Annotated in this window: 19 protein-coding genes and 1 pseudogene; 6 read left to right on the top strand and 14 right to left on the bottom strand. The window is 68.7% G+C overall.

The annotated features are described in order from the left end of the window. Nucleotides 1-152 precede the first annotated feature (152 nt). The 8 genes from gabT to EV699_RS09975 form a co-directional block, all read right to left on the bottom strand. Nucleotides 153-1,433 carry a 4-aminobutyrate--2-oxoglutarate transaminase gene (gene gabT, locus EV699_RS10010; RefSeq protein WP_132542214.1) on the bottom strand — a complete coding sequence of 427 codons (1,281 nt, stop codon included), beginning with the start codon at nucleotides 1,431-1,433 and terminating at the stop codon, nucleotides 153-155. An 85-nt stretch (nucleotides 1,434-1,518) separates the two neighbouring features. Then, nucleotides 1,519-2,967: an NADP-dependent succinate-semialdehyde dehydrogenase gene (gene gabD, locus EV699_RS10005; RefSeq protein WP_132542212.1), complete on the bottom strand. Its 1,449-nt coding sequence runs from the start codon at nucleotides 2,965-2,967 to the stop codon at nucleotides 1,519-1,521. 79 nt (nucleotides 2,968-3,046) lie between these two features. Further along, complete coding sequence (locus tag EV699_RS10000; RefSeq protein WP_132542210.1) at nucleotides 3,047-4,270, bottom strand: CaiB/BaiF CoA transferase family protein; 1,224 nt, start codon at nucleotides 4,268-4,270, stop codon at nucleotides 3,047-3,049. 62 nt (nucleotides 4,271-4,332) lie between these two features. Next, nucleotides 4,333-5,508 (bottom strand): acyl-CoA dehydrogenase, encoded by a 1,176-nt coding sequence (locus EV699_RS09995; protein ID WP_132542447.1) that lies wholly within the window; start codon nucleotides 5,506-5,508, stop codon nucleotides 4,333-4,335. 232 nt (nucleotides 5,509-5,740) lie between these two features. Further along, nucleotides 5,741-6,559 carry an ABC transporter permease gene (locus EV699_RS09990; RefSeq protein WP_132542208.1) on the bottom strand — a complete coding sequence of 273 codons (819 nt, stop codon included), beginning with the start codon at nucleotides 6,557-6,559 and terminating at the stop codon, nucleotides 5,741-5,743. Between the two features lie 6 nt (nucleotides 6,560-6,565). Further along, nucleotides 6,566-7,813 (bottom strand): ABC transporter permease, encoded by a 1,248-nt coding sequence (locus EV699_RS09985; protein ID WP_132542206.1) that lies wholly within the window; start codon nucleotides 7,811-7,813, stop codon nucleotides 6,566-6,568. Nucleotides 7,814-7,880: 67 nt separating this feature from the next. Next, the gene (locus tag EV699_RS09980; protein WP_132542204.1) at nucleotides 7,881-8,921 is read right to left on the bottom strand and encodes an ABC transporter substrate-binding protein; all 1,041 of its coding nucleotides are present in this window, start codon (nucleotides 8,919-8,921) and stop codon (nucleotides 7,881-7,883) included. 91 nt (nucleotides 8,922-9,012) lie between these two features. Then, complete coding sequence (locus EV699_RS09975; RefSeq protein WP_132542202.1) at nucleotides 9,013-10,128, bottom strand: ABC transporter ATP-binding protein; 1,116 nt, start codon at nucleotides 10,126-10,128, stop codon at nucleotides 9,013-9,015. A gap of 442 nt (nucleotides 10,129-10,570) precedes the next feature. On the opposite strand from EV699_RS09975, the gene EV699_RS09970 reads away from it, so the two are divergent. Then, entirely contained in the window at nucleotides 10,571-11,116 is a 546-nt protein-coding gene (locus EV699_RS09970) for a cupin domain-containing protein (RefSeq protein ID WP_132542445.1), read from the top strand. Nucleotides 11,117-11,193: 77 nt separating this feature from the next. Continuing rightward, nucleotides 11,194-12,867, top strand: a complete 1,674-nt coding sequence (locus EV699_RS09965) for a PHA/PHB synthase family protein (RefSeq protein WP_132542199.1) — start codon at nucleotides 11,194-11,196, stop codon at nucleotides 12,865-12,867. Between the two features lie 10 nt (nucleotides 12,868-12,877). Here the strand turns inward: EV699_RS09965 and EV699_RS09960 are convergent, their stop codons facing one another. The 3 genes from EV699_RS09960 to sthA form a co-directional block, all read right to left on the bottom strand. Next, nucleotides 12,878-14,062, bottom strand: a complete 1,185-nt coding sequence (locus EV699_RS09960; protein WP_132542197.1) for a pyridoxal phosphate-dependent aminotransferase — start codon at nucleotides 14,060-14,062, stop codon at nucleotides 12,878-12,880. Nucleotides 14,063-14,124: 62 nt separating this feature from the next. Next, on the bottom strand, nucleotides 14,125-15,291 hold the full coding sequence (locus EV699_RS09955; protein WP_132542195.1) for a PilT/PilU family type 4a pilus ATPase: 1,167 nt from the start codon (nucleotides 15,289-15,291) through the stop codon (nucleotides 14,125-14,127). A 45-nt stretch (nucleotides 15,292-15,336) separates the two neighbouring features. Next, a complete protein-coding gene (sthA, locus tag EV699_RS09950) occupies nucleotides 15,337-16,737 on the bottom strand; it encodes a Si-specific NAD(P)(+) transhydrogenase (protein ID WP_132542193.1) in 1,401 nt (466 codons plus the stop codon). 296 nt (nucleotides 16,738-17,033) lie between these two features. Between sthA and EV699_RS09945 the strand changes: the two genes are divergently transcribed. The 4 genes from EV699_RS09945 to EV699_RS09930 all read left to right on the top strand — a co-directional run bounded on the left by EV699_RS09945 (nucleotide 17,034) and on the right by EV699_RS09930 (nucleotide 22,028). Next, nucleotides 17,034-17,819, top strand: coding sequence for a PEP-CTERM sorting domain-containing protein (locus tag EV699_RS09945; protein ID WP_132542191.1), 786 nt, complete (start codon nucleotides 17,034-17,036; stop codon nucleotides 17,817-17,819). A gap of 171 nt (nucleotides 17,820-17,990) precedes the next feature. Then, nucleotides 17,991-20,018 carry a methionine--tRNA ligase gene (gene metG, locus EV699_RS09940; protein WP_132542188.1) on the top strand — a complete coding sequence of 676 codons (2,028 nt, stop codon included), beginning with the start codon at nucleotides 17,991-17,993 and terminating at the stop codon, nucleotides 20,016-20,018. 214 nt (nucleotides 20,019-20,232) lie between these two features. Continuing rightward, entirely contained in the window at nucleotides 20,233-21,180 is a 948-nt protein-coding gene (locus tag EV699_RS09935; RefSeq protein WP_132542186.1) for a PEP-CTERM sorting domain-containing protein, read from the top strand. 80 nt (nucleotides 21,181-21,260) lie between these two features. Then, nucleotides 21,261-22,028 carry an acyltransferase gene (locus EV699_RS09930; RefSeq protein ID WP_132542183.1) on the top strand — a complete coding sequence of 256 codons (768 nt, stop codon included), beginning with the start codon at nucleotides 21,261-21,263 and terminating at the stop codon, nucleotides 22,026-22,028. A 116-nt stretch (nucleotides 22,029-22,144) separates the two neighbouring features. Here the strand turns inward: EV699_RS09930 and EV699_RS20515 are convergent. The 3 genes and pseudogenes from EV699_RS20515 to ppnP all read right to left on the bottom strand — a co-directional run. After that, nucleotides 22,145-22,228 (bottom strand): annotated as a pseudogene (locus EV699_RS20515) (HAD hydrolase-like protein); the annotation flags it as partial. Next, nucleotides 22,218-22,430 (bottom strand): HAD family hydrolase, encoded by a 213-nt coding sequence (locus EV699_RS09920; protein WP_132542181.1) that lies wholly within the window; start codon nucleotides 22,428-22,430, stop codon nucleotides 22,218-22,220. The gene EV699_RS09920 and the pseudogene EV699_RS20515, both read right to left, overlap by 11 nt. Nucleotides 22,431-22,541: 111 nt before the next feature. Beyond that, nucleotides 22,542-22,871, bottom strand: coding sequence for a pyrimidine/purine nucleoside phosphorylase (gene ppnP, locus EV699_RS09915; protein WP_132542179.1), 330 nt, complete (start codon nucleotides 22,869-22,871; stop codon nucleotides 22,542-22,544). Between the last annotated feature and the right edge of the window lie 64 nt (nucleotides 22,872-22,935).

The raw sequence follows: 22,935 nt of genomic DNA, 5'->3' as shown, positions 1-22,935 counted from the left end.
TGTACAGGATAGGCGATCGTTTATAAAACCAAAAAGAATCTATTATTAGATTTTAATCTCCGAAGGAAATTAAAGCCGCCATCGCCTCGCTGCGCGGCCCACAAACGACGACGCCCGCGGCTGCGGGCGTCGTGCGGGTGGAGCGGGTGCGCTCAGGCGCCGAGTTCGGCGAGGCAGGCGGCGATGATGTCGAGCCCCTCGTCGACGATCGCCGGCTCGGCGGTCAGCGGCACCAGGATGCGGATCACGTTGCCGTAGGTGCCGCAGGACAGCAGCGCCAGCCCCTTCTCGATCGCCCGGGCGGTCAGCGCCTTGGTCAGATCGGCGTCGGGACGGTGCGGGTCGCCGTCCTTGCACAGCTCGATCGCGACCATCGCGCCGAGGCCGCGGACTTCGGCGATCGAGGCGTGGCGCCCGGCCAGGTCGCGCAGGCGGGCGGTCAGGTGCTCGCCGAGCCGGCGGCTGCGCTCGAGCAGCTTCTCCTCCTCGAAGGCGTCGAGCACCGCCAGCACCGCCGCGCAGGCGACCGGGTTGCCGGCGTAGGTGCCGCCGAGACCGCCCGGCGCCGGGGCGTCCATCACGTCGGCGCGGCCGATCACCGCGGCCACCGGGTAGCCGTCGCCGATCGACTTCGCCATCGTGATCAGGTCGGGCTCCACGCCCGCGTGCTCGATCGCGAGCCAGGTGCCGGTGCGCCCGGCGCCGGACTGGATCTCGTCGGCGATCAGCAGGATGCCGTGCGCATCGCAGAGCGCACGCAGGCGCTTGAGGAAGTCGGCCGGGGCGACGTAGAAACCGCCCTCGCCCTGCACCGGTTCGACGATCATCGCCGCCACGCGGGCCGGATCGACGTCGTACTTGAACAGCTTCTCGACCCCGGCGATGGCGTCGTCGACGCTGACGCCGTGCAGCGCGCTCGGGAACGGCGCGTGGAAGATCTCGTTCGGGAACGGCCCGAAGCCCGTCTTGTACGGCGCCACCTTGCCGGTCAGGCCCATGCCGAGCAGCGTGCGGCCGTGGAAGCCGCCGCCGAAGGCGATCACCGCCGAGCGCCCGGTGTAGGCGCGCGCGACCTTCACCGCGTTCTCGACCGCCTCGGCGCCGGTGCTGACGAGGAAGCTCTTCTTCGGCGACGACCCCGGCGCGAGCCGGTTCAGGCGCTCGCAGACGGCGACGTAGCTTTCGTAGGCCAGCACCTGGAAGCAGGTGTGGCTGAAGCGTCCGACCTGCTCCTGCACCGCCGCCACCACCTTGGGGTGGCCATGGCCGACGTTGAGCACGCCGATGCCGCCGGCGAAGTCGATGTAGCGACGCCCCTCGACGTCCCACACTTCGGCGTTCTGCGCCCGCGCGACGAACACCGGGAAGGTCTGGCCGACACCGCGCGGTAGCGCAGCGATCCGCCGGGCCATCAGTTCCTGATTGCTGCTCATGATCAACCTCTCGTTTGCCGCTCGTGGCGGCACAGTGATGCGCGGCCCTGCCCGACAGGCACCGCGCCGGGGTTCAGATGCCGGTTCAGATGCCCATGCACAGGTACTTGATCTCGAGGTAGTCCTCGATCCCGTACTTGGAGCCTTCGCGGCCGGTGCCGCTCGACTTCATGCCGCCGAAGGGGGCGACCTCGGTCGAGATCAGGCCGGTGTTGATGCCGACGATGCCGTACTCGAGCGCCTCGCTGACGCGCCACACGCGGCCGAGGTCGCGCGCGTAGAAGTAGGCGGCGAGGCCGAACTCGGTGTCGTTCGCCAGCGCGATCGCCTCGGCCTCGGTGGCGAAGCGGAACAGCGGCGCCACCGGTCCGAAGATCTCCTCCCGGGCGAAGCGCATCGCCGGGGTGACGCCGGCGACGATGGTCGGCTCGAAGAAGCTGCCGCCGAGCGCGTGGCGGCGCCCGCCGGTCAGCACCTGCGCGCCCTGCGCGGTGGCGTCGGCGAGCAGTTCCTCGACCTTGGCGACGGCGCGCTCGTCGATCAGCGGGCCGGTGGTGACGCCGTGCTCCAGGCCGTTGCCGACCTTCAGCGTCGCCACCTTGGCGGCGAGCTTGGCGGCGAAGGCGTCGAACACCCCGTCCTGCACCAGGATGCGGTTGGCGCACACGCAGGTCTGCCCGGCGTTGCGGTACTTCGACGCCATCGCGCCGTCGACCGCGGCATCGAGGTCGGCGTCGTCGAAGACGATGAACGGGGCGTTGCCGCCGAGTTCCATCGAGGTCTTCTTGACCGTGGCCGCGCACTGCTCGATCAGCTTGATGCCGATCTCGGTCGAACCGGTGAAGGAGAGCTTGCGCACGATCGGGTTGGCGGTGAGCTCGCCGCCGATCTCGGCGGCGCCGCCGGTGACCACCGACAGCACGCCCCTGGGGATACCGGCGCGCTCGGCGAGCACGGCGAGCGCGAGCGCCGAGAACGGCGTCTGCGTCGCCGGCTTGATCACCATCGTGCAGCCGGCGGCGAGCGCCGGGCCGGCCTTGCGGGTGATCATCGCCGCCGGGAAGTTCCACGGCGTGATCGCCGCGCAGACCCCGATCGGCTCCTTCAGCACCACGATGCGCTTGTCGGCGGCGTGCGCCGGGATGGTGTCGCCGTAGATGCGCTTGCCTTCCTCGGCGAACCACTCGATGAAGCTCGCGGCGTAGGCGATCTCGCCACGCGACTCGGCGAGCGGCTTGCCCTGCTCGCTGGTCATCAGCACCGCGAGGTCCTCCTGGTGCGCGAGCAGCAGCTCGTACCACTTGCGCAGGCGCGCCGCGCGCTCCTTGGCGGTCAGCGCGCGCCAGGCCGGCAGCGCGGCGTTGGCGGCCTCGATCGCCCGGCGCGTCTCGGCCGCGCCCATCCGCGGCACGCGGCCGAGCGTCTCGCCGGTGGCGGGGTTGGTGACGGCGATGCTGACGCCGCTGTCGGCGTCCACCCACTCGCCGCCGATGTAGCACTGCTGACGGAACAGGCTCGGGTCGGTCAGGTTCATGGCGATTCTCCTTTTGTGGCCCGAGGGCCACGGCTCCGCTTGGATGCGCCGGCGCGGGGCCGGCGCGGGATTCGGGGTTTCAGACGACGCCGTGCGCGCGCAGGCGTTCGATCGCGTCGCGCGGGTAGCCCAGCAGTTCGCCGAGCACGCTGTCGGTGTGCTGGCCGAGCGTCGGCGGCGCGCCGCCGTACTCGACCGGGGTCGCCGACAGCTTCAGCGGGCTGCCGACGCCGGGGACGCTGCCGGCGAGCGGATGCGGCAGGTCGACGCGCAGGCCGCGATGCTGCACCTGCGGGTCGGCGAACACCTGGTCGAGCGTGTTGATCGGCCCGCAGGGCACATTGACGCGCCCGAGTTCGGCGAGCCAGGCATCGCGCGGTTTGAGGGCCATGCGCGCGGCGAGCAGCGGGACCAGTTCGGCGCGGTGCGCCACCCGCGCGCGGTTGGTCGCGAAGCGCGGATCGCGCGCCAGCTCCGCCACCCCGGCGACCTCGCAGAAGCGCGCGAACTGGGCGTCGTTGCCGACCGCGAGGATCAGGTGGCCGTCGGCGGCGGCGAAGGTCTGGTAGGGGACGATGTTCGGGTGCGCGTTGCCCAGGCGCTGCGGCGCCACGCCGGTGGTGAGGTAGTTCATCGCCTGGTTGGCGAGCACGGCGACCTGCACGTCGAGCAGCGCCATGTCGATGTGCTGGCCGACGCCGGTCTGGTCGCGGTGCGCGAGCGCGGCGAGCACGCCGATGGTGGCGTAGAGGCCGGTCATGACGTCGGCGAGCGCCACGCCGACCTTCATCGGGCCGCCGCCGGGCACGCCGTCGGGCTCGCCGGTGATGCTCATCAGCCCGCCCAGGCCCTGGACCATGAAGTCGTAGCCGGGCAGGTCGCGGTACGGCCCGGTCTGGCCGAAGCCGGTCACCGAGCAGTAGATCAGCCCCGGGTGCCCGGCGCTCAGGCTGGCGTAGTCGAGCCCGTACCTGGCGAGGCCGCCGACCTTGTAGTTCTCGATCAGCACGTCGCAGTGCGCGGCGAGCTCGCGCACCAGGCGCTGGCCCTCGGGCTTGGCGATGTCGACCGTCACCGAGCGCTTGCCGCGGTTGGCGCACAGGTAGTACGCCGCCTCGCCGGTGTCCTGCCCGGCGGCATCCCTGGCGTAGGGCGGCCCCCAGCCGCGGGTGTCGTCGCCGACGCCGGGGCGCTCGACCTTGATCACCTCGGCGCCGAGATCGGCGAGGATCTGTCCGGCCCAGGGGCCGGCGAGCACGCGGCTCAGGTCGAGCACGCGGATGTGGGACAAGGCTCCGCTCATGGCTGGCTCCGCAATCGTTCGCCGTGGCCCGCCGCGCTCGCGCGCGGGCGGGCCGCTGCCGCTCAGGCCCCGGTGAAGGCCTGCAGGCCGGTCATCGCGCGCCCGAGGATCAGCGCGTGCACGTCGTGGGTGCCCTCGTAGGTGTTGACCGCTTCGAGGTTCAGCACGTGGCGGATCACGTGGTACTCGTCGCTGATGCCGTTGCCGCCGTGCATGTCGCGGGCGACGCGGGCGATGTCGAGCGCCTTGCCGCAGCTGTTGCGCTTGATCAGCGAGATCATCTCGGGCGCGGCCTTCCCCTCGTCGAGCAGGCGGCCGACGCGCAGGCAGCCCTGCAGGCCGAGCGTGATCTCGGTCTGCATGTTGGCGAGCTTCCACTGCACCAGCTGGTTGGCGGCGAGCGGACGGCCGAACTGCTGGCGGTCGAGCGTGTACTGGCGCGCGGCCTGCCAGCAGAACTCGGCGGCGCCGAGTGCCCCCCAGGCGATGCCGTAGCGCGCGCGGTTGAGGCAGCCGAACGGGCCCGACAGCCCCTTGACGTTCGGCAGCAGGTGGCTTTCCGGGACGAACACCTCGTCCATGACGATCTCGCCGGTGATCGAGGCGCGCAGCGAGAACTTGCCCTCGATCTTTGGCGCGGAGAGCCCGCGCATGCCCTTCTCGAGGATGAAGCCGCGGATCACGCCGTCGTCGGTCTTGGCCCAGACCACGAAGATGTCGGCGATCGGCGAATTGGTGATCCACATCTTGGCGCCCGACAGCCGGTAGCCGCCGTCGACGCTGCGCGCGCGCGTCTTCATCCCGGCCGGGTCGGAGCCGTGGTCGGGCTCGGTGAGGCCGAAGCAGCCCACCCATTCGCCGGTGGCGAGCTTCGGCAGGTACTTGCTGCGCTGCTCCTCGCTGCCGTAGGCGTGGATCGGGTGCATCACCAGGCTCGACTGCACGCTCATCGCCGAGCGGTAGCCCGAGTCGACGCGCTCGACCTCGCGGGCGATCAGGCCGTAGCTGACGTAGTTGAGGCCGGCGCAGCCGTAGCCGTCGATGGTGCAGCCGAGCAGCCCCAGCTCGCCCATCTCGCTCATGATCTCGCGGTCGAAGTGCTCGTGGCGGTGCGCATCCCGCACCCGCGGCAGCAGGCGCTCCTGGCAGTAGGCGCGCGCGGCGTCCAGCACCTGTCGCTCCTCGCCGCCCAGTTGCTCCTCGAGCAGGAACGGGTCCTCCCACTTGAACGGGGCCATCTTGTGTTCGGCCATGCTCGAATCCTCCGTATCGTTGGTGGATGCCCGCGGGACGGGCGCAGGCGCGTGCGATGCACCGAAATAATAAACGAAAACCTACTCTCGTTTATAAAATTAAACAATAGGCCCGTGCGATCGGTGTAACGGCCACTGCGCAAACGACGGCGCCGCCGCCCCCGGTCCCCGGAAGCGGCGGCGCCGAATACCGCGACGATGCGGCGAAGCCCCGGACTCAGCCGGCGCCGCGCAGTTTCTCGTTGCGCCGCCGCAGCCATTCCATGGTCAGCAGCATCAGCACCGACAGCACGATCATGATCGTCGCCACGCAGGCGATGGTCGGGCTGATGTTCTCGCGGATGCCGCCGAACATCTGCTGCGGCAGCGTGCGCTGCGTCGGGCTCGCCAGGAACAGCGTCACCACCACCTCGTCGAACGAGGTGGCGAAGGCGAACAGCGCCCCCGACACCACACCCGGCAGGATCAGCGGCAGCACGACCTTGAAGAACACCGTCAGCGGCGGCGCGCCGAGGCTCGCCGCGGCGCGGCTCAGGTTGGTGTTGTAACCCTGCAGCGTCGCGGTGACGGTGATGATCACGAAGGGCACGCCGAGCGCCGCGTGCGCGAGGATCAGGCCGGCGTAGGTGTTGAGCAGGCCGATGTCGGCGAAGAAGAAGTACAGGCCGACGGCGACGATGACGATGGGCACGACCATCGGTGAGATCAGGATCGCCATCACCAGCGCCTTGCCGGGGAACTCGCCGCGCGTCAGCCCGACCGCGGCGAGGGTGCCGAAGCAGGTCGCCAGCACGGTCGCCGAGGGCGCGACGATCAGGCTGTTCTTCAGTGCCATCATCCATTCATGGGAGCCGAAGAACTCCTCGTACCAGCGCATCGAGAAGCCCGACAGCGGGTAGGTCAGGAACGAGCTCGAATTGAACGACAGCGGCACGATCACCAGGATCGGCAGCACCAGGTAGAGCAGCACGAGCCCGCAGATCACGCGGAAGGCGTAGAACCACACACGCTCGATGGGGGTGGCGTACGGCTGCATGGCGGCTTACCTCCGTGCCTTGTTGGCGTCGCTCGACGCGAGCTTGCCGTAGACGGCGTAGAGCACCAGCGTGGCGATCAGCAGCAGCGTGCCGAGCGCCGAGGCCATGCCCCAGTTGATCGTGCGGTTGGTGAAGAAGGCGACGAAGTAGCTGACCATCTGGTCGTCGGGGCCGCCGACCAGCGCCGGGGTGATGTAGTAGCCGATGGCGAGGATGAACACCAGCAGGCAGCCGGCGGCCACCCCGGCGATCGTCTGCGGCACGTAGACGCGCCAGAACGCCAGGAACGGGTGCGCGCCGAGCGACACCGCGGCGCGCACGTAGGCCGGCGAGATGCCCTTCATCACGCTGTACAGCGGCAGGATCATGAACGGCAGCAGGATGTGCACCATCGCCACGTAGACGCCGAAGCGGTTGAACACGAGCTGCAGCGGCTCGGCGATCAGCCCGAGCCCGATCATCGCGCCGTTGAGGATGCCACCCGACTGCAGCAGCACGATCCACGCCGCCGTGCGCACCAGCAGCGACGTCCAGAACGGCAGCAGCACCAGGATCATCAGCAGGTTGCTCGGCCCCGACGGGAGCGTGGCGAGCAGGTAGGCGACCGGGAAGCCGAGCGCCAGCGCCCACAGCGTGACGATCAGCGCGATCCAGAAGGTGCGGCCGAACACGGTGACGTAGGCCGCCTCGTTGGCGGGCACGGACTCGATGTCGCCGGCCTCGTTGACCCGGTGGTCGACCGCCTTGAGCAGATAGAACGAGGTGAGCGGCGTCCCCGCACGGGCGATCGCGCGCCAGTAGGTGAGCTGGCCCCAGCGCTCGTCGACCGCGATCACCGCGTCACGCACGCCGGCCCCCTCGGGCGGCAGCTTGCGCACCAGCTTGGTCAGCAGGCTGCTGAAGCCGCTGATCTCGTAGTTGAGGCGGCGCGAGGCGAGCCCCAGCGTGCTCTCCTCCTGCGCCTTGCGCAGGTCGCGCACCAGCGCCGCGAACACCGGCTCGTCCGGCAGCGCCTGGGTGTCCCAGCCGGCGAGCGCCGCCACCGTCTGCGGCAGCGCGCGGTGCAGTTCGGGGTTGTCGACGCTGCGGTACATCAGCGTGCCGATCGGCAGCACGAAGCTCAGCAGCAGGAACAGGAACAGCGGCGCGATCATCGCGACCGACTTCAGCTTGTGCGCACGCTCGGCGCGCCGCAGCTTGAGCTTCAGCGGCACGCCATCGTCGGCGACCAGGGAGGCGGCGGCTTCGTTCATGGTGATTGACCCTCGCTGGGCGATGCGGTGCCCGCACCGCGCATCACGCGCGGTGCGGGCGGCGGACTCACTTGGCGGCCGCCCAGGCGTTGAAGCGCTCCTCGAGCTCCTCGCCCTTCTCCACCCAGAACTCGGTGCTGGTCGCCAGCGCGCCGACGAGGTTCTCGGGCGCGGTCGGCAGGCCGCTCGCGACCTTGGGATCGAGCAGCTTGGTGGCGTCGTTGTTGGTCGGGCCGTAGGGGATGTTCTCGGCGAACACCTTCTGGTTCTCCGCCCGGTTGGCGAAAGCGATGAACTTCATCGCCATGTCCTTGTTCTTCGAGCCCTTGATGATGGTCCAGTGGTCGAGGTCGTAGATGCTGCCGTTCCACACCACCTCGAGCTTCTTGCCTTCCTTCTGCGCCGCGGCGATGCGCCCGTTGTAGGCCGAGCTCATCACCACGTCGCCGGCGGCGAGCCACTGCGGCGGCTGGGCGCCGGCCTCCCACCACTGGATGTGCGGCTTCAGCTCGTCGAGCTTCTTGAAGGCGCGCTCGATGCCCTCCTTGGTGCCGAGCACCTTGTAGACGTCCGCCGGCTTCACGCCGTCGGCGAGCAGCGCGAACTCGAGCGTGTACTTGGCGCCCTTGCGCAGGCCGCGCTTGCCCGGGAAGTCCTTGACGTTCCAGAAGTCCGCCCACGAGGTCGGCGCCTTGGCGAGCTTCTCGGCGTTGTAGGCGAGCGCCGTCGACCACACGAAGATGCCGGCGCCGCACTCGCTGACCGCCTCGGGCACGAACTTGCTCTTGTCGCCGAGCTGGCTCCAGTCGAGCTTCTCGAACAGGCCCTCGGCACAGCCGCGCACGAGCTCGGGCCCTTCGACCTCGAGCACGTCCCAGCTGATGTTGTTGGTCTCGACCATGGCCTTGACCTTCGCCATCTCGCCGTTGTACTCGCCCGGCAGCACCCGGCCGGCGCCGGTCTTGTCGAAGGGCTTGTAGAACGCCGCGTCCTGCGCCTTCTGCGATGCACCACCGAAGGAGATCACCGTGAGATCCGCGGCCTGCACGGCGCCCGCCGCGAGCGCAGCACTCACGGCGAGGGCGAGCAGCTGAATGCGATGGTTCATGTCGGGTACTCCTGCAACTGCACAGCGTGTCGAAACGGTCGGCGTGGCCGACCACGGGAATGCTCGTCCCGAGCGGACCGGCCGCGGCTTCTCAGGCTGCCGCGATGGGGTCGAGCGCGCGAATGTCGAGCGCCTTCCAGCCGACGTCGACACGGTCACCCTCGCGCCAGGCGGGGTCGAGGTCGGCGATCGGTACCTTGACCATGAAGTCGTCGTGACCGGCCACGCTCACGCGCAGCCGCACGTGATCCCCGAGGTAGATGAATTCGAGGATGCGCCCGGAGAGATGGTTTTCCAGCGCGGCGCTGTTGGTCGCCGTGCCGAGCACCACGCGCTCGGGGCGGATCGACAGCGTGGTGGCGCTGCCGGCGCCGCCGACGTTCACCGCCTTGGCGCGCAGCTGGGTGCCGTCATCGAGGCGCACCGTGCACAGCTCGCCGTCGACCGTGCCCACCGTGCCGTGCAGGCGGTTGTTCTCGCCGATGAAGTTGGCGACGAACGAATTCCTGGGGTGCTCGTAGAGGTTTCCGGGGCTGTCGATCTGCTGGATCACGCCCTCGTTGAACACCGCGACGCGGTCCGACATGGTCAGCGCCTCGCTCTGGTCGTGCGTGACGAACACCACAGTGAGGCCGAGGTCGCGATGCAGGTGCTTGATCTCCAGCTGCATGTGCTCGCGCAACTGCTTGTCGAGCGCGCCCAGCGGCTCGTCCATCAGCACCAGCTTGGGTTCGAACACCAGCGCGCGGGCGAGCGCGATGCGCTGCTGCTGGCCGCCGGACATCTGCGCCGGGTAGCGCTTGGCGAGGTGGCCGAGCTTGACCATGTCGAGGGCGGCGGCGACCTTGCGCCTGGTCTCGTCGGCGCCGAGCCTGCGCACCTGCAGCGGGAAGGCGAGGTTCTCCTCGACCGTCATGTGCGGGAACAGCGCGTAGTTCTGGAACACCATGCCGATGTTGCGCTTGTAGGGCGGCAGGTTGTGCAGCGGCCGCCCCTCCAGAAGGATCTGGCCGTGCGTGGGGTTCTCGAATCCCGCCAGCATCATCAGCCCGGTGGTCTTGCCCGATCCCGAAGGGCCCAGCATCGTCACGAACTCGCCGCGGCGGATGTCCAGGTTCAGGTTCTTCACGACGAGGTGCTCGCCGTCGTAGGTCTTCTGGACGTCCTTGAAGCTGACCAGCACGTCGGCGCCGGAATCATTCGCCATGGGCATCCTCCAGGGTTGTTCGTTTCGTGGTGTCGCACCGGCCTTGGCATCGCCTGCCGACATGGCCGGGCGCGAGACAAAAGCGCCCTGCCGCTTCGTGGCATCGGATTTCAAGACTAGCAGTGTTTAAAAATCTAGACAATCTTTACCCCTGACGCTCTAAACTCACGCTGCGGGAACCGATTCATTCGCCGAACGGCCAAAAGCACAGCCTGTGCCATTTATTTTTTACTTTGAAATCATGAAGCTAATTTTTTTCAACAATCATGGGGCCCGCCGCTGCACGGCGACGGTGCGACGAGCGCACCAGCGGCCGCCTGTGAGCAGCGTAGTCGTTCTGTTAGAACTGTGGCGGCGCGACACCCTGCCCCGCACGGAAATCGAGGGCTGAAGCATGCTTGGCACCGACGAGACACAGCCGAACACCGCAGCGGTGGACGAGATCGGATTCGATGTCGGCGCCCGCCTGCGCGCCGTGCGCGAGGCGCAGGGGCTGTCGCAGCGGGAACTGGCGCGCCGCGCCAACGTCACCAACGGCACCATCTCGCTGATCGAGCAGAACAAGAACAGTCCGTCCGTGTCGTCACTGAAGAAGGTGCTCGACGGCATCCCGATGACGCTGGCGGAGTTCTTCGCGCTCGAACAGCCACCGCAGGACCAGGTGTTCTTCCACGCCGACGAACTGGTACGGCTGACCCGCGGCGCGGTGTCGTTCCGCCAGGTCGGCGCGATGCAGGGCCACGTGCTGCAGATCCTGCACGAGCACTACGCGCCCGGCGCCGACACCGGCAAGGCCATGCTGCGCCACGACGGCGAGGAGGGCGGCATCGTGCTGCGCGGGCACATCGAGATCACCGTCGGCGATCGCCGCCAGGTGCTCGGCCCGGGCGACGCCTACCACTTCAGCAGCCGCATCCCGCACCGCTTCCGCAACATCGGCACCGACGAGTGCGAGATCATCAGCGCCTGCACCCCGCCCTACCTGTGAGGCCGCACGGCTGAACGGCGGCGCGGGCGCCCGGCCGGCTAGACTGCGTTCTGAGTCGTGCCACCGGAGCCTGCGCCATGACCGCCACCGAGACACCGCCCGCCGCCGCCGCCCTGGACCCGTTCGGCATCGGCCGCGCCTGCCAGGACACCGCCGCCGCCTGGCTCGCCCATCCGGGGGCGCTCGCCGCCTCGCTCACCCGCCTCGGCACCGACCTGCTCGCCGTGCAGTGCCAGCACTGGCGCCACCTGCTCGGCGCCGAGAGCGCCGACGTGGTGTCGGCGATCGCCTTCGACGAGCGCTTCCAGGACCCGGCGTGGACCCGCCACCCCGGCTTCGACGCCCTCAAGCAGCTCTACCTGCTGCAGACGCGCTGGCTGCAGGACGCGATCTTCGCCACCCCCGGGCTCGACCCCCGCACCGCCCGGCGCGCGGCGTTCTGGGTGCGGCAGTGGCTCGACGCGCTGGCGCCGAGCAACTGCCTGTGGACCAACCCGGTCGCCCTGCAGCGCTGCGTCGAGAGCGGCGGCAAGAGCCTCACGCGCGGGTTCGCCCACTTCACCCGCGACCTCGCCGCCGGCGACGTCCGCATGGTCGAGCCCGACGCCTTCGCCATCGGCAGCGATCTCGCGACCACGCCGGGGCGGGTGGTGTACCGCAACGAACTGCTCGAAGTGATCCAGTACGCGCCGACGACCGCCCGGGTGCGCAGCGTGCCGCTGGTGCTCATCGCGCCGTGGATCAACAAGTACTACATCCTCGACCTGCGCCCGCACAACAGCCTGGTGCGCCACCTGGTGGCGCAGGGCTTCACCGTGTTCGTGACGAGCTGGAAGAACCCCGGGCCGGCGCTGCGCGACACCGGCTTCGACGCCTACCTGCTGCGCGGCGCCCTCGCCGCGGTGGCCGCCGCGCGCGCGGTCTGCAGCGTCGAGCAGGTGCACGCGGCCGGCTACTGCCTCGGCGGCACCACGCTGGCCAGCCTGATGGCGTGGTGCGCCGCCGACCCGGCCGGCGCGGCACCGGTGGCGCACTGGACGCTGTTCACCACGCTGACGGACTTTGCCGATCCGGGCGAGATCGCGGTGTTCCTGTCGGACGAGGCCGTCGACTTCATCGAGCGCGGCATGGCGGCGAAGGGCTACCTGGACGGCGCCGAGATGGCGCGCAGCTTCCGCCTGCTACGCCCGAACAGCCTGATCTGGCACTACGTGGTGCACGGCTACCTGTACGGCGAGGAACTGCCGCCCTTCGACATCCTGTTCTGGAACATGGACACCACCCGCATGCCGGCGGCGATGCACGGCTGGTACCTGCGCGAGTTGTACCTGCGCAACCGGCTGGCGCAGCCGGGCGCGCTCGAGCTCGGCGGGCGCCGCCTCGACCTCGGCCGCATCACGCAGCCGCTGTACGCCGTCGGCTGCGAGCAGGACCACATCGCGCCGTGGCAGCAGACCTTCCGCACCTGCGCGCTGGTCGGCGGGCCGGTGCGCTACGTGCTGGCGACCTCGGGGCACATCCTCGGCATCATCAACCCGCCGGTCGATCCCCCCAAGCGCCGCTACTGGGTGGGCGATGCCGGCGGCCAGCGCGACGCCGAAGCCTGGCGCAGCGCCACGCCCAAGGTGCCGGGCTCGTGGTGGGACGACTGGACCGCCTGGCTGCACGCGCGCTGCGGCGACTGGCGCGACGCCGTGCCGCTCGACGCGGACCTGCCGGCGGCACCCGGCAGCTACGTCCGCGAGGGCTGAGGCCGGACGCTCACGGGCGGCCGAGGAAACGGCGCAGGCGCTCGACCGCCTCCTGCAGGTTCTCGAGCGAGGTGGTGTAGGCGAAGCGCACGTAGCGCGCCGCCTCGTGGCTGCCGAAATCGATGCCCGGGGTGATCGCCACGCCGGTTTCCTCGAGCAGCCGGAAGCAGAACGCGTAGCTGTCGTCGGTGAAGCGGCTGGCATCGGCGTAGATGTAGAAGGCGCCCCGCGGCGTCACCGGCACGCCGAAGCCGATCTCGCGCAGCGCCGGCAGCAGGAAGTCGCGGCGCTGGCGGAACGCCTCGCGCCGTGCCTCGAAGATCGCCCGCGCCGGCGGGGTGAAGGCGGCGAGCGCGGCATGCTGCGCCGGCGTGGACGCGGCGAGGAACAGGTTCTGCGCGAGCTTCTCGGCTTCGCGCACGCATTCCTGCGGCGCCACCAGCCAGCCCAGGCGCCAGCCGGTCATGCCGAAGTACTTCGAGAAGCTGTTGATGACGAAGACATCGTCACCGCTCGCGAGCGCGGTCGCGGGCTGCTCGTCGTAGACCAGGCCGTGGTAGATCTCGTCGACGATCAGGCGCCCGCCGTGACGGCGGGCGACGTCGAGCACGCCCTCGAGCGCCGGACGCGACACCAGCGTGCCGGTCGGGTTGGACGGCGAGGCCAGCATCGCCGCCACCGTACGCGGCCCCCAGTGGGCCTCGACCCGCTCGGGGGTGAGCTGGTAGTCGCTGTCGGCGCCGACCGGCACGCCGACCGCCCGCCCCTCGCAGAAGCGCACGAAGTGCCGGTTGCAGGGGTAGCTGGGATCGGCGAGCAGGATCTCGTCGCCGGGGTCGACCAGCACCCCGGTCGCGAGCAGCAGAGCCCCCGAGGCGCCCGGGGTCACCACGATGCGCGCGGGGTCGATCTCGACGCCGTAGCGCTCGCGGTAATCGCCGGCGATCGCGGCGCGCAGCTCCGGCAGGCCGGTGGCGGGCGTGTAGCCCGTATGCCCGGCGGCGAGCGCCCGGCACGCTGCGGCGATGATCGGCTCGGCGCTGCTGAAGTCGGGCTCGCCGACCTCCATGTGGATGATCGAGCGCCCCGCGGCGGCGAGCGCCTGGGCGCGCGCCAGCAGTTCCATGACGTGAAACGGGGCGATGTCGGCCATGCGGGCCGCAAGCCGCAAAGCGGCGGAAGAGCGCGGGGTCATCGACGGTTCCGGACGGTGTGGCCGGCGGCGGGCCCGCCGCCGGCCGTGGCTATGGTGTGGATTCAGCGCGGCGGCTTGATGCCGAGGCTGCCGGCCTGCAGCTCGAACGGCGCGCCGTCGGCGTGACCGGCGCCGTCCGCCAGGCCGAGCGCGGGCGGCTGCCCCTGCAGCCCTTCCGACAGGCGGATCTGCAGGCTGACGTTGTTGCGCGAATCGGCATTGCGTACGGCCTCGTCGCGGCTGATCTTGCCTTCCTTGTAGAGCTGGTAGAGCGACTGGTCGAAGGTCTGCATGCCGACCTCGGTGCCCTGCCCCATCACTTCCTTGAGGCTCTCGATCTTGCCCTTGAGGATCAACTCGCTGATGTAGGGCGTGTTCAGCAGCACCTCCACGGCCGGCACGCGCCGCCCGTCGACGCCGATGATCAGGCGCTGCGAGACGATCGCCCGCAGGTTCATCGACAGGTCGAGCAGCAACTGCTGGCGCGCGCCTTCGGGGAAGAAGTTGACGATGCGGTCGAGCGCACCGCTCGAATGATTGGCATGCAGGGTGGACAGGCACAGGTGGCCGGTCTCGGCGTACGCCAGGGCGTATTTCATCGTGTCCTGGTCACGGATCTCGCCGATCAGGATCACGTCGGGCGCCTCGCGCAGCGCGTTCTTCAGCGCGGCGCCGTAGCTGTGCGTGTCGATGCCGACCTCGCGCTGGCCCACCACCGAACGCTTGTGGTGGTGCACGAACTCGATCGGGTCCTCGATCGTCAGGATGTGGCCCGCGGCCTGCTCGTTGCGGTGGTCGATCATCGCCGCGAGCGTGGTCGACTTGCCCGAACCGGTGCCGCCGACCAGCAGTACCAGCCCGCGCTTCTCCATCACCAGATTGGCGAGCACCGGCGGCAGGCCGAGGTCGACGATCTTGGGGATCCGCTGCTTGATGTAGCGGATCACCATCGACACCTCGCCGCGCTGGCGGAACACGTTGGCGCGGAAACGCCCGACCTGGGTCACCGACAGCGCGAAGTTGAGCTCCATGTCGCGCTCGAATTCGGCAGCCTGGGCATCGCTCAGCAGCGAGTACGCCAGCTCGCGCACGGCACCGGGCTTGAGCGGCGTCTGCCCGATCGGCATCACCTGCCCTTCGATCTTGATGTTGACCGGCGCGCCCACGTAGAAGAAGAGGTCCGACGCCTCCTTGTCGACCATCAGCTTCAGATACGGCGTGATGTCCATGCGTTCGGGCTCCTGCAGCAAAGCGGCCGCGCGGCAGCGGCGGGGTCAGTGCACGCGGTTGAGGCCGTTCAGCGCCGCGACGCGGTAGGCCTCGGCCATGGTCGGGTAGTTGAACGTGGTGTTGACAAAGTAGAGCAGCGAATTGGCCGCACCCTGCTGCGACATGATCGCCTGGCCGATGTGGACGATCTCGGCCGCCTGGTCGCCGAAGCAGTGGATGCCGAGGATCTCCAGCGTTTCGCGATGGAACAGCAGCTTGAGCATGCCCACCGTCTTGCCGGTGATCTGGCCCCGCGCCAGGTTCTTGAACCACGAGTAGCCCACCTCGTAGGGGATGCAGGCTTCGGTGAGCTCGCTCTCGGTCCGCCCCACCGAACTGATCTCGGGCGAGGTGTAGATGCCGGTGGGGATGAATTCGACCAGATGGCTGTCGCAGTGGCCCTGCACGATGTGCGACGCCGCGAAACGCCCCTGGTCGTACGACGCGCTGGCGAGGCTCGGGTAGCCGACCACGTCGCCCACGGCGTAGATGTGCGGCAAGGCGGTCTGGTAGTTGACGTTGACGTCGAGCTGGCCGCGCCGGTTCGGCTTGATGCCGAGCGCCTCCAGCCCCATCTGCTGGACGTTGCCGGTACGCCCGTTGGCCCACAGCACGACGTCGCTGCGGATGCGCTTGCCCGACTTCAGCTGCAGCACCACGCTGTCCGACTGCGGCTCCACGCGCTCGTAGGTCTCGTTGTGGCGGATCACCACCCCCTGGTCGCGCAGGTGATAGCCGAGCGCATGGGCGATCTCGTCGTCGAGGAACGACAGCAGTTGCTGGCGCGTGTCGACCAGGTCCACCTTGCAGCCCATGTTGCGGAACATGCTGGCGTATTCGCAGCCGATCACGCCCGCGCCGTAGATCGTGATCGAGTCCGGCGTGTACGGCATGCTGAGGATGGTGTCGCTGTCGAACACCCGCGGGTGGTTGAAATCGACGTCGTCCGGCCGGTACGGACGCGAGCCGGTGGCGAGCACGAAGTAATCGGCACGCAGGCGCTGCGGCGGCTGGCTCCCGGCGGCCCGCACCTCGATCGTGTGGGCGTCGAGGAAGCAGGCGAAGCCGCGGTGCACCGGAATCTGGTTGCGCGTGTAGAAATCGCGGCGCATCGCCGCCTGCTGCGCGATGACCGTCTCCGCCGTCTTCAGCAACTCCGGATAGGAAAAGCGCGCGACCTGCCCCAGGCTGCGGTACAGGGGATTGCGGTTGAACTCCATCATCCGGTTGATGGCGTGGCGCAGCGCCTTCGACGGGATCGTGCCCCAGTGCGTGCAGCCCCCGCCCACCTGCGCGTACCGCTCGACGACCCCCACCAGCTTGCCGGCCTTGGCGGCCTTCATCGCCGCGCCCTCACCGCCGGGACCGCTGCCGATGACGATCACGTCGTATTTCTTCTCGTTCATGCCTGATTTCCGAACCTGCCACCGTCGCGCACCCCCTGCACGCGAGCCCAGCGCATTATAGCGAGCCCCCCTGCCGGCAGGTCGCCGGACACACCGTCATGATACTTTACAGCACCACCGCCACGGAGCCGCTCAGGGGCCGTCAAGCAGGGCATTAACAGCATCAAATTCAGCCATTTGAGCAAACGTGGCCCGCTTGTTGCTGACCACAGGCACAGGCCATCGCGGTCTTTACCGTGACCGGCAGGCAGGTGTCGGTCATCGCCCCCGAATACTTCACTCAAGGGATCGTAAGCATGAAGAAGACCCTTCTTTCCGCCGCCGTCGGTACCGCGCTGCTGCTGGGCGCCAGCGCCGCCAACGCCGGTTACTACTCGTACGCCAACAACTTTCAGGGCAACTTCGACATCCGGGGTTTCGGCCTGAATGACAATGACGGCAACCCGAACACCTTCACGGCGACGCTGACCGGCCTCACCGGCTCGCTGGACCTGACGATCCCGCCCCCCGGGCAGTGGACCATCCAGCGCAACGGCGTGTTCAACGTCGACTACATCCCGCAGATCCCCGGCCCCGAACTGACGTCCGACACCCACGGTGCGTGGGTCGATCTGGCGAGCGCCAACTTCGGCTACACCGACATCAGCGGCAAGCACTTCGTGTATGACTTCACGAATGGCTCCTTCACCTCCGATGGCAACCCGGTCACCGGCGGCGACTTCACGATGAGCGCTGCCGCGTTCAAGCCCCTGTTCGGCATCTTCTTCGGCCCGATCCTGAGCCCGATCCTGTCGGCGATCATCGGTGATGGTTCGGTGACCGTTCACCACACCCTGTCGCAGGGTGCGTGGACCATCGAAGTGACCGAAACCGACGTCAATGGCCAGGGCTTCAGCGGTGCGCTGAACCTGCTCGACCTGCAGTCGGGCCAGGGCGGCCTGCCCCCGAGCAACGCCAACGGCGTCATCGACGGCTCGTTCCTCGCCAACGGTGCGATCCACGTGCCGGAACCGGCCTCGGTCGCGCTGCTCGGCCTGGGTCTCGCCGGCATCGGTGCTGCGCGCCGTCGCAAGACCGCCTGATCGACGCTGTCGGATTGCTTTACACAGCGGCGGCCTGCGGGCCGCCGTTTTCTTTTGCGCGCCCTCCACACGCACGGGCCCCGGGTGGACACCCGTGCGTGTCAAGGCACGGCTGAGGCCGGTCGCGATGCGATACACTCCGCGACATTTTTCCAAGGCCAGCACGCAGCCATGTCGACCCCAGCCCGGCACATCCTCGTTACCAGCGCCCTGCCCTACGCCAATGGCCCGATCCACCTCGGCCACCTCGTCGAATACATCCAGACCGACATCTGGGTGCGCTTCCAGAAACTGCGCGGCCACCGCTGCACCTACGTCTGCGCCGACGACGCGCACGGCACGCCCATCATGCTGCGCGCGCAGCAGGAAGGAATCGAGCCCGCCGAACTGATCGCACGCATCGGTGCCGAGCATCAGGCCGATTTCGACGGCTTCCTGATCGCCTTCGACCAGTACCACTCGACCCACTCGCCGGAAAACCGCCGGTTCGCCGAGCTCATCTACACACGCCTCGACGCCGCCGGACACATCGAGCGGCGCACGATCCGCCAGAGCTACGACCCGGAGCGGGAGATGTTCCTGCCGGATCGCTTCATCAAGGGGGAGTGCCCGCGCTGCGGCGCCGCCGATCAGTACGGCGATGCCTGCGAGGTCTGCGGGGCCACGTATTCCCCCACCGACCTGCGCAACCCGCGCTCGGTGCTGTCGGGCGCCACGCCGGTCGAACGCGAGTCGGAACACTACTTCTTCCGCCTGGCCGATTTCGAGGACACGCTGCGCACCTGGATCGCGGAAGGCCACATCCAGCACGAAATCGCCAACAAGCTGGCGGAGTGGTTCCACGACGGCCTGCAGGCCTGGGACATCTCGCGCGATGCGCCGTACTGGGGCTTCGAGATCCCCGGTGCGCCCGGCAAGTACTTCTACGTGTGGCTCGACGCGCCGATCGGCTACATGGCGAGCTTCAAACACTATTGCGATCGCACCGGGCTCGACTTCGACGCCTACTGGCGCCCCGACTCCAGCGCCGAGCTCTATCACTTCATCGGCAAGGACATCGCCTACTTCCACACGCTGTTCTGGCCCGCGATGCTGCACGGCGCGGGCTTCCGCAAGCCGAGCGCGGTGTTCTGCCATGGCTTCCTGACCGTCAACGGCCAGAAGATGTCGAAATCGCGCGGCACCTTCATCAAGGCCCGCACCTACCTCGACCACCTGCGCCCCGAGTACCTGCGCTACTACTTCGCGAGCAAGCTGTCGGATCGCGTCGACGACATCGACCTCAGCCTGGACGACTTCCAGCTGCGCGTGAACAGCGACCTGGTCGGCAAGTTCGTCAACATCGCCAGCCGCTGCGCCGGTTTCATCAACCGCCAGTTCGACGGGCGCCTGGCGACGGCACTGCCCGACGCCTCGCTCTACGCGACCTTCGTCGCAGCCGGCGATTCCATCGCCGAAGCGTACGAACGGCGCGAATTCAGCCGCGCGATGCGCGAAGTGATGGCGCTCGCCGACCGCGCCAACCAGTATGTCGATGAGCACAAGCCCTGGGTGCTCGCCAAGGACCCCGCCCGCAGCCACGACGTACAGGCCGTGTGCACCCAGGGCATCAACCTGTTCCGTGCCCTTGCGGTTTATCTCGCCCCGGTGCTGCCGCGCCTGGCCGCGGACGTCGCCGAATTCCTCGCCACGCCGCAGCCGCACTGGACGGACCTGCAGACGCCGCTGCTCGGCCACGTCATCGCCCCGTTCAAGCCCCTTCTCGCCCGCATCGACCCGGCCCAGGTCGAGGCGCTGCTCGCCGACTCGCGTGAAAGCCTCGCGCCCACGGCCGCAGTTCCTCCCCCCGCCGCCGCCGTGGCGCCGCTGGCCCCGACCGTCGCCATCGACGACTTCATGAAGGTCGACCTGCGCATCGCCCGCATCGACGCCGCGCAAGCCGTGGCCGAAGCCGACAAGCTGCTCAGGCTCACGCTCGATCTCGGCGGCGAAACCCGGACGGTCTTTGCGGGCATCAAGGCGAAGTACACGCCGGACGAACTGGTGGGACGCCTGACCGTGGTCGTCGCCAACCTCGCGCCCCGCAAGATGCGCTTCGGCGTCTCCGAAGGCATGGTGCTCGCCGCCGGCGACGATGCCGGCGGCATCTTCCTGCTCGCGCCCGACACCGGCGCAACACCGGGCATGCGCGTCAAATGAGCGATCACGCAGCGCGCTCGTCCGCGCGCGCTGCGGAACCTTGTCGATGTTTTTTACATAGGCATCGGCACAAAGCCGGCCTTGATTGGCGATTCGCTCTTAACCTTTTGCACGGAAAGCCGTTTTTTTTATGGCATGCCCTCTGCTTTAAGAACAGGCGTGAAGGCCCAAGGGCCCTGCAATCACAAATGTCTGCGACTGGAGAACGGGACAAATGACCAAGTTCACGAAGCTTTCCACGGCCCTGGCCCTGGCCTTGGCGACGCCGATCGCTGCCAACGCCGCCCTGCTGTTCGATCCGGACGGTGCCGGCCCGCTCGGCACCTACACCGTCGACAACCTCGACTGGGGTCCGACCAGCGTGCTCGCCGTCGGCGGCAACACTGCGATCAAGACCTTCCTGGCGACCGGCGTCGAAACCGAGTTCCAGGTCTACACGATGGCGAAGCTGCGCGCCGGCACGCTCGGCGGCGTCACGCAGTTCGACATGGATCTGATGGCTCCCGGCAAAGAGATCACCGTGATCGTCGGCTTCAAGGAGAAGGTCACCGGCGCCTCGCTGGTCGGTCCGCTGGGTGCCGCATCGTTCAAGTTCGTGTCCGGCGGCACGAACTTCGTCGAGCTGTTCTTTGACGGCACCGCCAACTCCGACCAGCTCACCGGCCTCGGCTTCGGCGACGGCACCAGCATCCTGCAGTCGACCGTGACCGCCAACAACGGCATCTTCAGCAGCACGCAGACCTCGGTCGGCCTGCTCGACAAGTTCGGAGCGGACAACTGGGCCGGCCAGCAGACGGTGTCCGGTAGCGGCTCGCAGGACGACATCATCGTCGACCTGCCGCCGACCACCGTCGACAGCGCGTTCTTCAAGAACCTGCCGCTGCTGACCTTCCAGACCTCGGCGATCTCGCTGATCGACCCGTTCACGACGGTCAACCCGGCGAAGCTGTTCACCGACAGCACCGGTGCGGCGAGCATCGTGCCGGTGCTCGGCACGATCAACGGCTCGAGCGGCGCCGACGGCGGCCCGGACTTCATCTTCAGCACCGACTTCAACTCGTCGGTCGATGCGGTCGTGCCGGAACCGGCGAGCATGGCGCTGTTCGGTCTGGGCCTCGGCGCCCTCGGCATGGTGGGTGCCCGCCGCCGCCGCCAGGCCTGAGCGCTACCGCCTGGCGAGGTCGTCATCCGGGCGGCCTCGTCGACGGACTGGAAAAGAGCCCGCAAGGGCTCTTTTCTTTTATGGGTATCGACATCGGAAAACGGCCGCGCGCGAATGGGCAACCGCCGTGTGGACGCTGCCCCGACATGGATCATCCGGGTGGGTGGAACGTGAAGACACAATGGCTTGACTATGTCCTGTCCACCGTCCTGCTGACGGTGCTTTCCGCTCTGGCACTCGGCCTTGCCGGGCTCGGCTCGTTCTGGCTCACGCGCCCGCTGCTCGGCCCCTACTTCCCGATCGCCGATCTGGCACTGGCGCTGCTCGGCTTCGGCCTGGGTGCCGCACTCGCCGGGCACATCGTCATCCGGCGCAGCGGTCTCGGCCCCGGCGATTATGCGATGGACAGCCCGGTGTTCACCGCCTGGAAGCTGTACACGGTGAGCTACGAGTTCGGCTGCAGCGCCCTGCGCCCGTTCACCAGCATGTTCGCCCGCCCGCTGGTGGCCAAGCTGTTCGGCGCCACCGTGGGGCGTGACATCGCGCTGGGCGGCACGCTGGTGGATGCGCATCTGATACGGATCGGCGACGAGGCCATCATCGGGCAGGGATCGGTCGTCACGGCCCATGCGATCGTCAGCGGGCGCATCATCCTCAAGCCGGTGGAGATCAGGCGCGGCGCAACGGTGGGCGTCAATGCCGTGGTGATGCCCGGCGTCATCGTCGGCGAACGCGCCATCGTCGCCGGCGGTTCGGTGGTCGCGATGGACACCGTGATCCCGCCTGACGAATTGTGGGGAGGAGCACCGGCCCGCCGGATCAAGAGCCTGGCGAGCGGCAGCGCCTGAAGGTACGTCACCGCCCCGCTCAGGCGGCGGTCGCCGTGCCGCACAGGGTTGTCGAGCGCATCGCCGAGATCGGCGCACACCGGCGCCCCCGGGCACCTGGCGGCATCGCCCGGCGTGAACTGGCCGGTGCGCACGAGGCAGCCGCCGAGACCGGCGGCCAGCGCGGCGGCGGCATCGACCTCGGCGTCGTCACCGAGCATCGTCACCGCGGCCGGCGCCAACCCCAGGCGCGTGCAGCCGGCGAGGAAGAGCCGGCGCAGGCTTGCCGATCACGCTCGCGCTGCGACCGCTCGCATACTCCAGCGCGACCTTGAACGGGCCGATGCCGAGCATGAGGCCGGCGTCGCCGCGGAAAGAGCGGTTGTCCCCCATCGCGACGAGGGCGGCCCCCTCCATCAGCACCTGCGACCTCCCGCGCAGCATCGCGCGACCCGCGCCGCGCTTGCTGTACTGCGCAAGAAGCCAACATCCGGCAGCGTCGCGGAACAGGGCCGCCCGCGTGTAGCGAAGGGTTCAGCCGAAACTGCACAGGTACTCGCACAGCCCCTCGTCGACGGCGATGTCGAAGTGCGAGTGGGCGGGGACGTGGAACACGGCGCCGGGGCCGTAGGTGGTCCAGCCGTCGGCGTCGGCGAGCCTGACGCGGCAGGCGCCGGCGATGATGTCCATGCGCTCGGGCAGTTCGGTGCCGAAGCGGAATTCGCCGGGCTGGATCAGCCCGAGGGTCTGCTTGTCGCCGTTGGGGTGCAGCACGGTATGCGAGATCACCTTGCCGTCGAAGTAGACGTTGGCCTTGCAGACGACGCTGACGTTGTTGATACGACCGTGCTCTTGGACCGACATGCGGGGTTTCCTCTGGATGGCCGGGGAACGGGGCGGCGAGAGCCTAGCGCGCGACGCGGCGCCT

The organism is Plasticicumulans lactativorans (genome assembly GCF_004341245.1).
In the GTDB taxonomy this organism is placed as follows: domain Bacteria; phylum Pseudomonadota; class Gammaproteobacteria; order Competibacterales; family Competibacteraceae; genus Plasticicumulans_A; species Plasticicumulans_A lactativorans.
This window is presented reverse-complemented; position numbering and strand designations above follow the sequence as displayed.

Coding starts and splice junctions, on each gene's coding strand:
- gabT (WP_132542214.1), bottom strand. CDS start 1,433: ATGAGCAGCAATCAGGAACTGATGGCCCGGCGGATCGCTGCGCTACCG.
- gabD (WP_132542212.1), bottom strand. CDS start 2,967: ATGAACCTGACCGACCCGAGCCTGTTCCGTCAGCAGTGCTACATCGGC.
- EV699_RS10000 (WP_132542210.1), bottom strand. CDS start 4,270: ATGAGCGGAGCCTTGTCCCACATCCGCGTGCTCGACCTGAGCCGCGTG.
- EV699_RS09995 (WP_132542447.1), bottom strand. CDS start 5,508: ATGGCCCCGTTCAAGTGGGAGGACCCGTTCCTGCTCGAGGAGCAACTG.
- EV699_RS09990 (WP_132542208.1), bottom strand. CDS start 6,559: ATGCAGCCGTACGCCACCCCCATCGAGCGTGTGTGGTTCTACGCCTTC.
- EV699_RS09985 (WP_132542206.1), bottom strand. CDS start 7,813: ATGAACGAAGCCGCCGCCTCCCTGGTCGCCGACGATGGCGTGCCGCTG.
- EV699_RS09980 (WP_132542204.1), bottom strand. CDS start 8,921: ATGAACCATCGCATTCAGCTGCTCGCCCTCGCCGTGAGTGCTGCGCTC.
- EV699_RS09975 (WP_132542202.1), bottom strand. CDS start 10,128: ATGGCGAATGATTCCGGCGCCGACGTGCTGGTCAGCTTCAAGGACGTC.
- EV699_RS09965 (WP_132542199.1), top strand. CDS start 11,194: ATGACCGCCACCGAGACACCGCCCGCCGCCGCCGCCCTGGACCCGTTC.
- EV699_RS09960 (WP_132542197.1), bottom strand. CDS start 14,062: ATGACCCCGCGCTCTTCCGCCGCTTTGCGGCTTGCGGCCCGCATGGCC.
- EV699_RS09955 (WP_132542195.1), bottom strand. CDS start 15,291: ATGGACATCACGCCGTATCTGAAGCTGATGGTCGACAAGGAGGCGTCG.
- sthA (WP_132542193.1), bottom strand. CDS start 16,737: ATGAACGAGAAGAAATACGACGTGATCGTCATCGGCAGCGGTCCCGGC.
- EV699_RS09945 (WP_132542191.1), top strand. CDS start 17,034: ATGAAGAAGACCCTTCTTTCCGCCGCCGTCGGTACCGCGCTGCTGCTG.
- metG (WP_132542188.1), top strand. CDS start 17,991: ATGTCGACCCCAGCCCGGCACATCCTCGTTACCAGCGCCCTGCCCTAC.
- EV699_RS09935 (WP_132542186.1), top strand. CDS start 20,233: ATGACCAAGTTCACGAAGCTTTCCACGGCCCTGGCCCTGGCCTTGGCG.
- EV699_RS09930 (WP_132542183.1), top strand. CDS start 21,261: ATGGGTATCGACATCGGAAAACGGCCGCGCGCGAATGGGCAACCGCCG.
- ppnP (WP_132542179.1), bottom strand. CDS start 22,871: ATGTCGGTCCAAGAGCACGGTCGTATCAACAACGTCAGCGTCGTCTGC.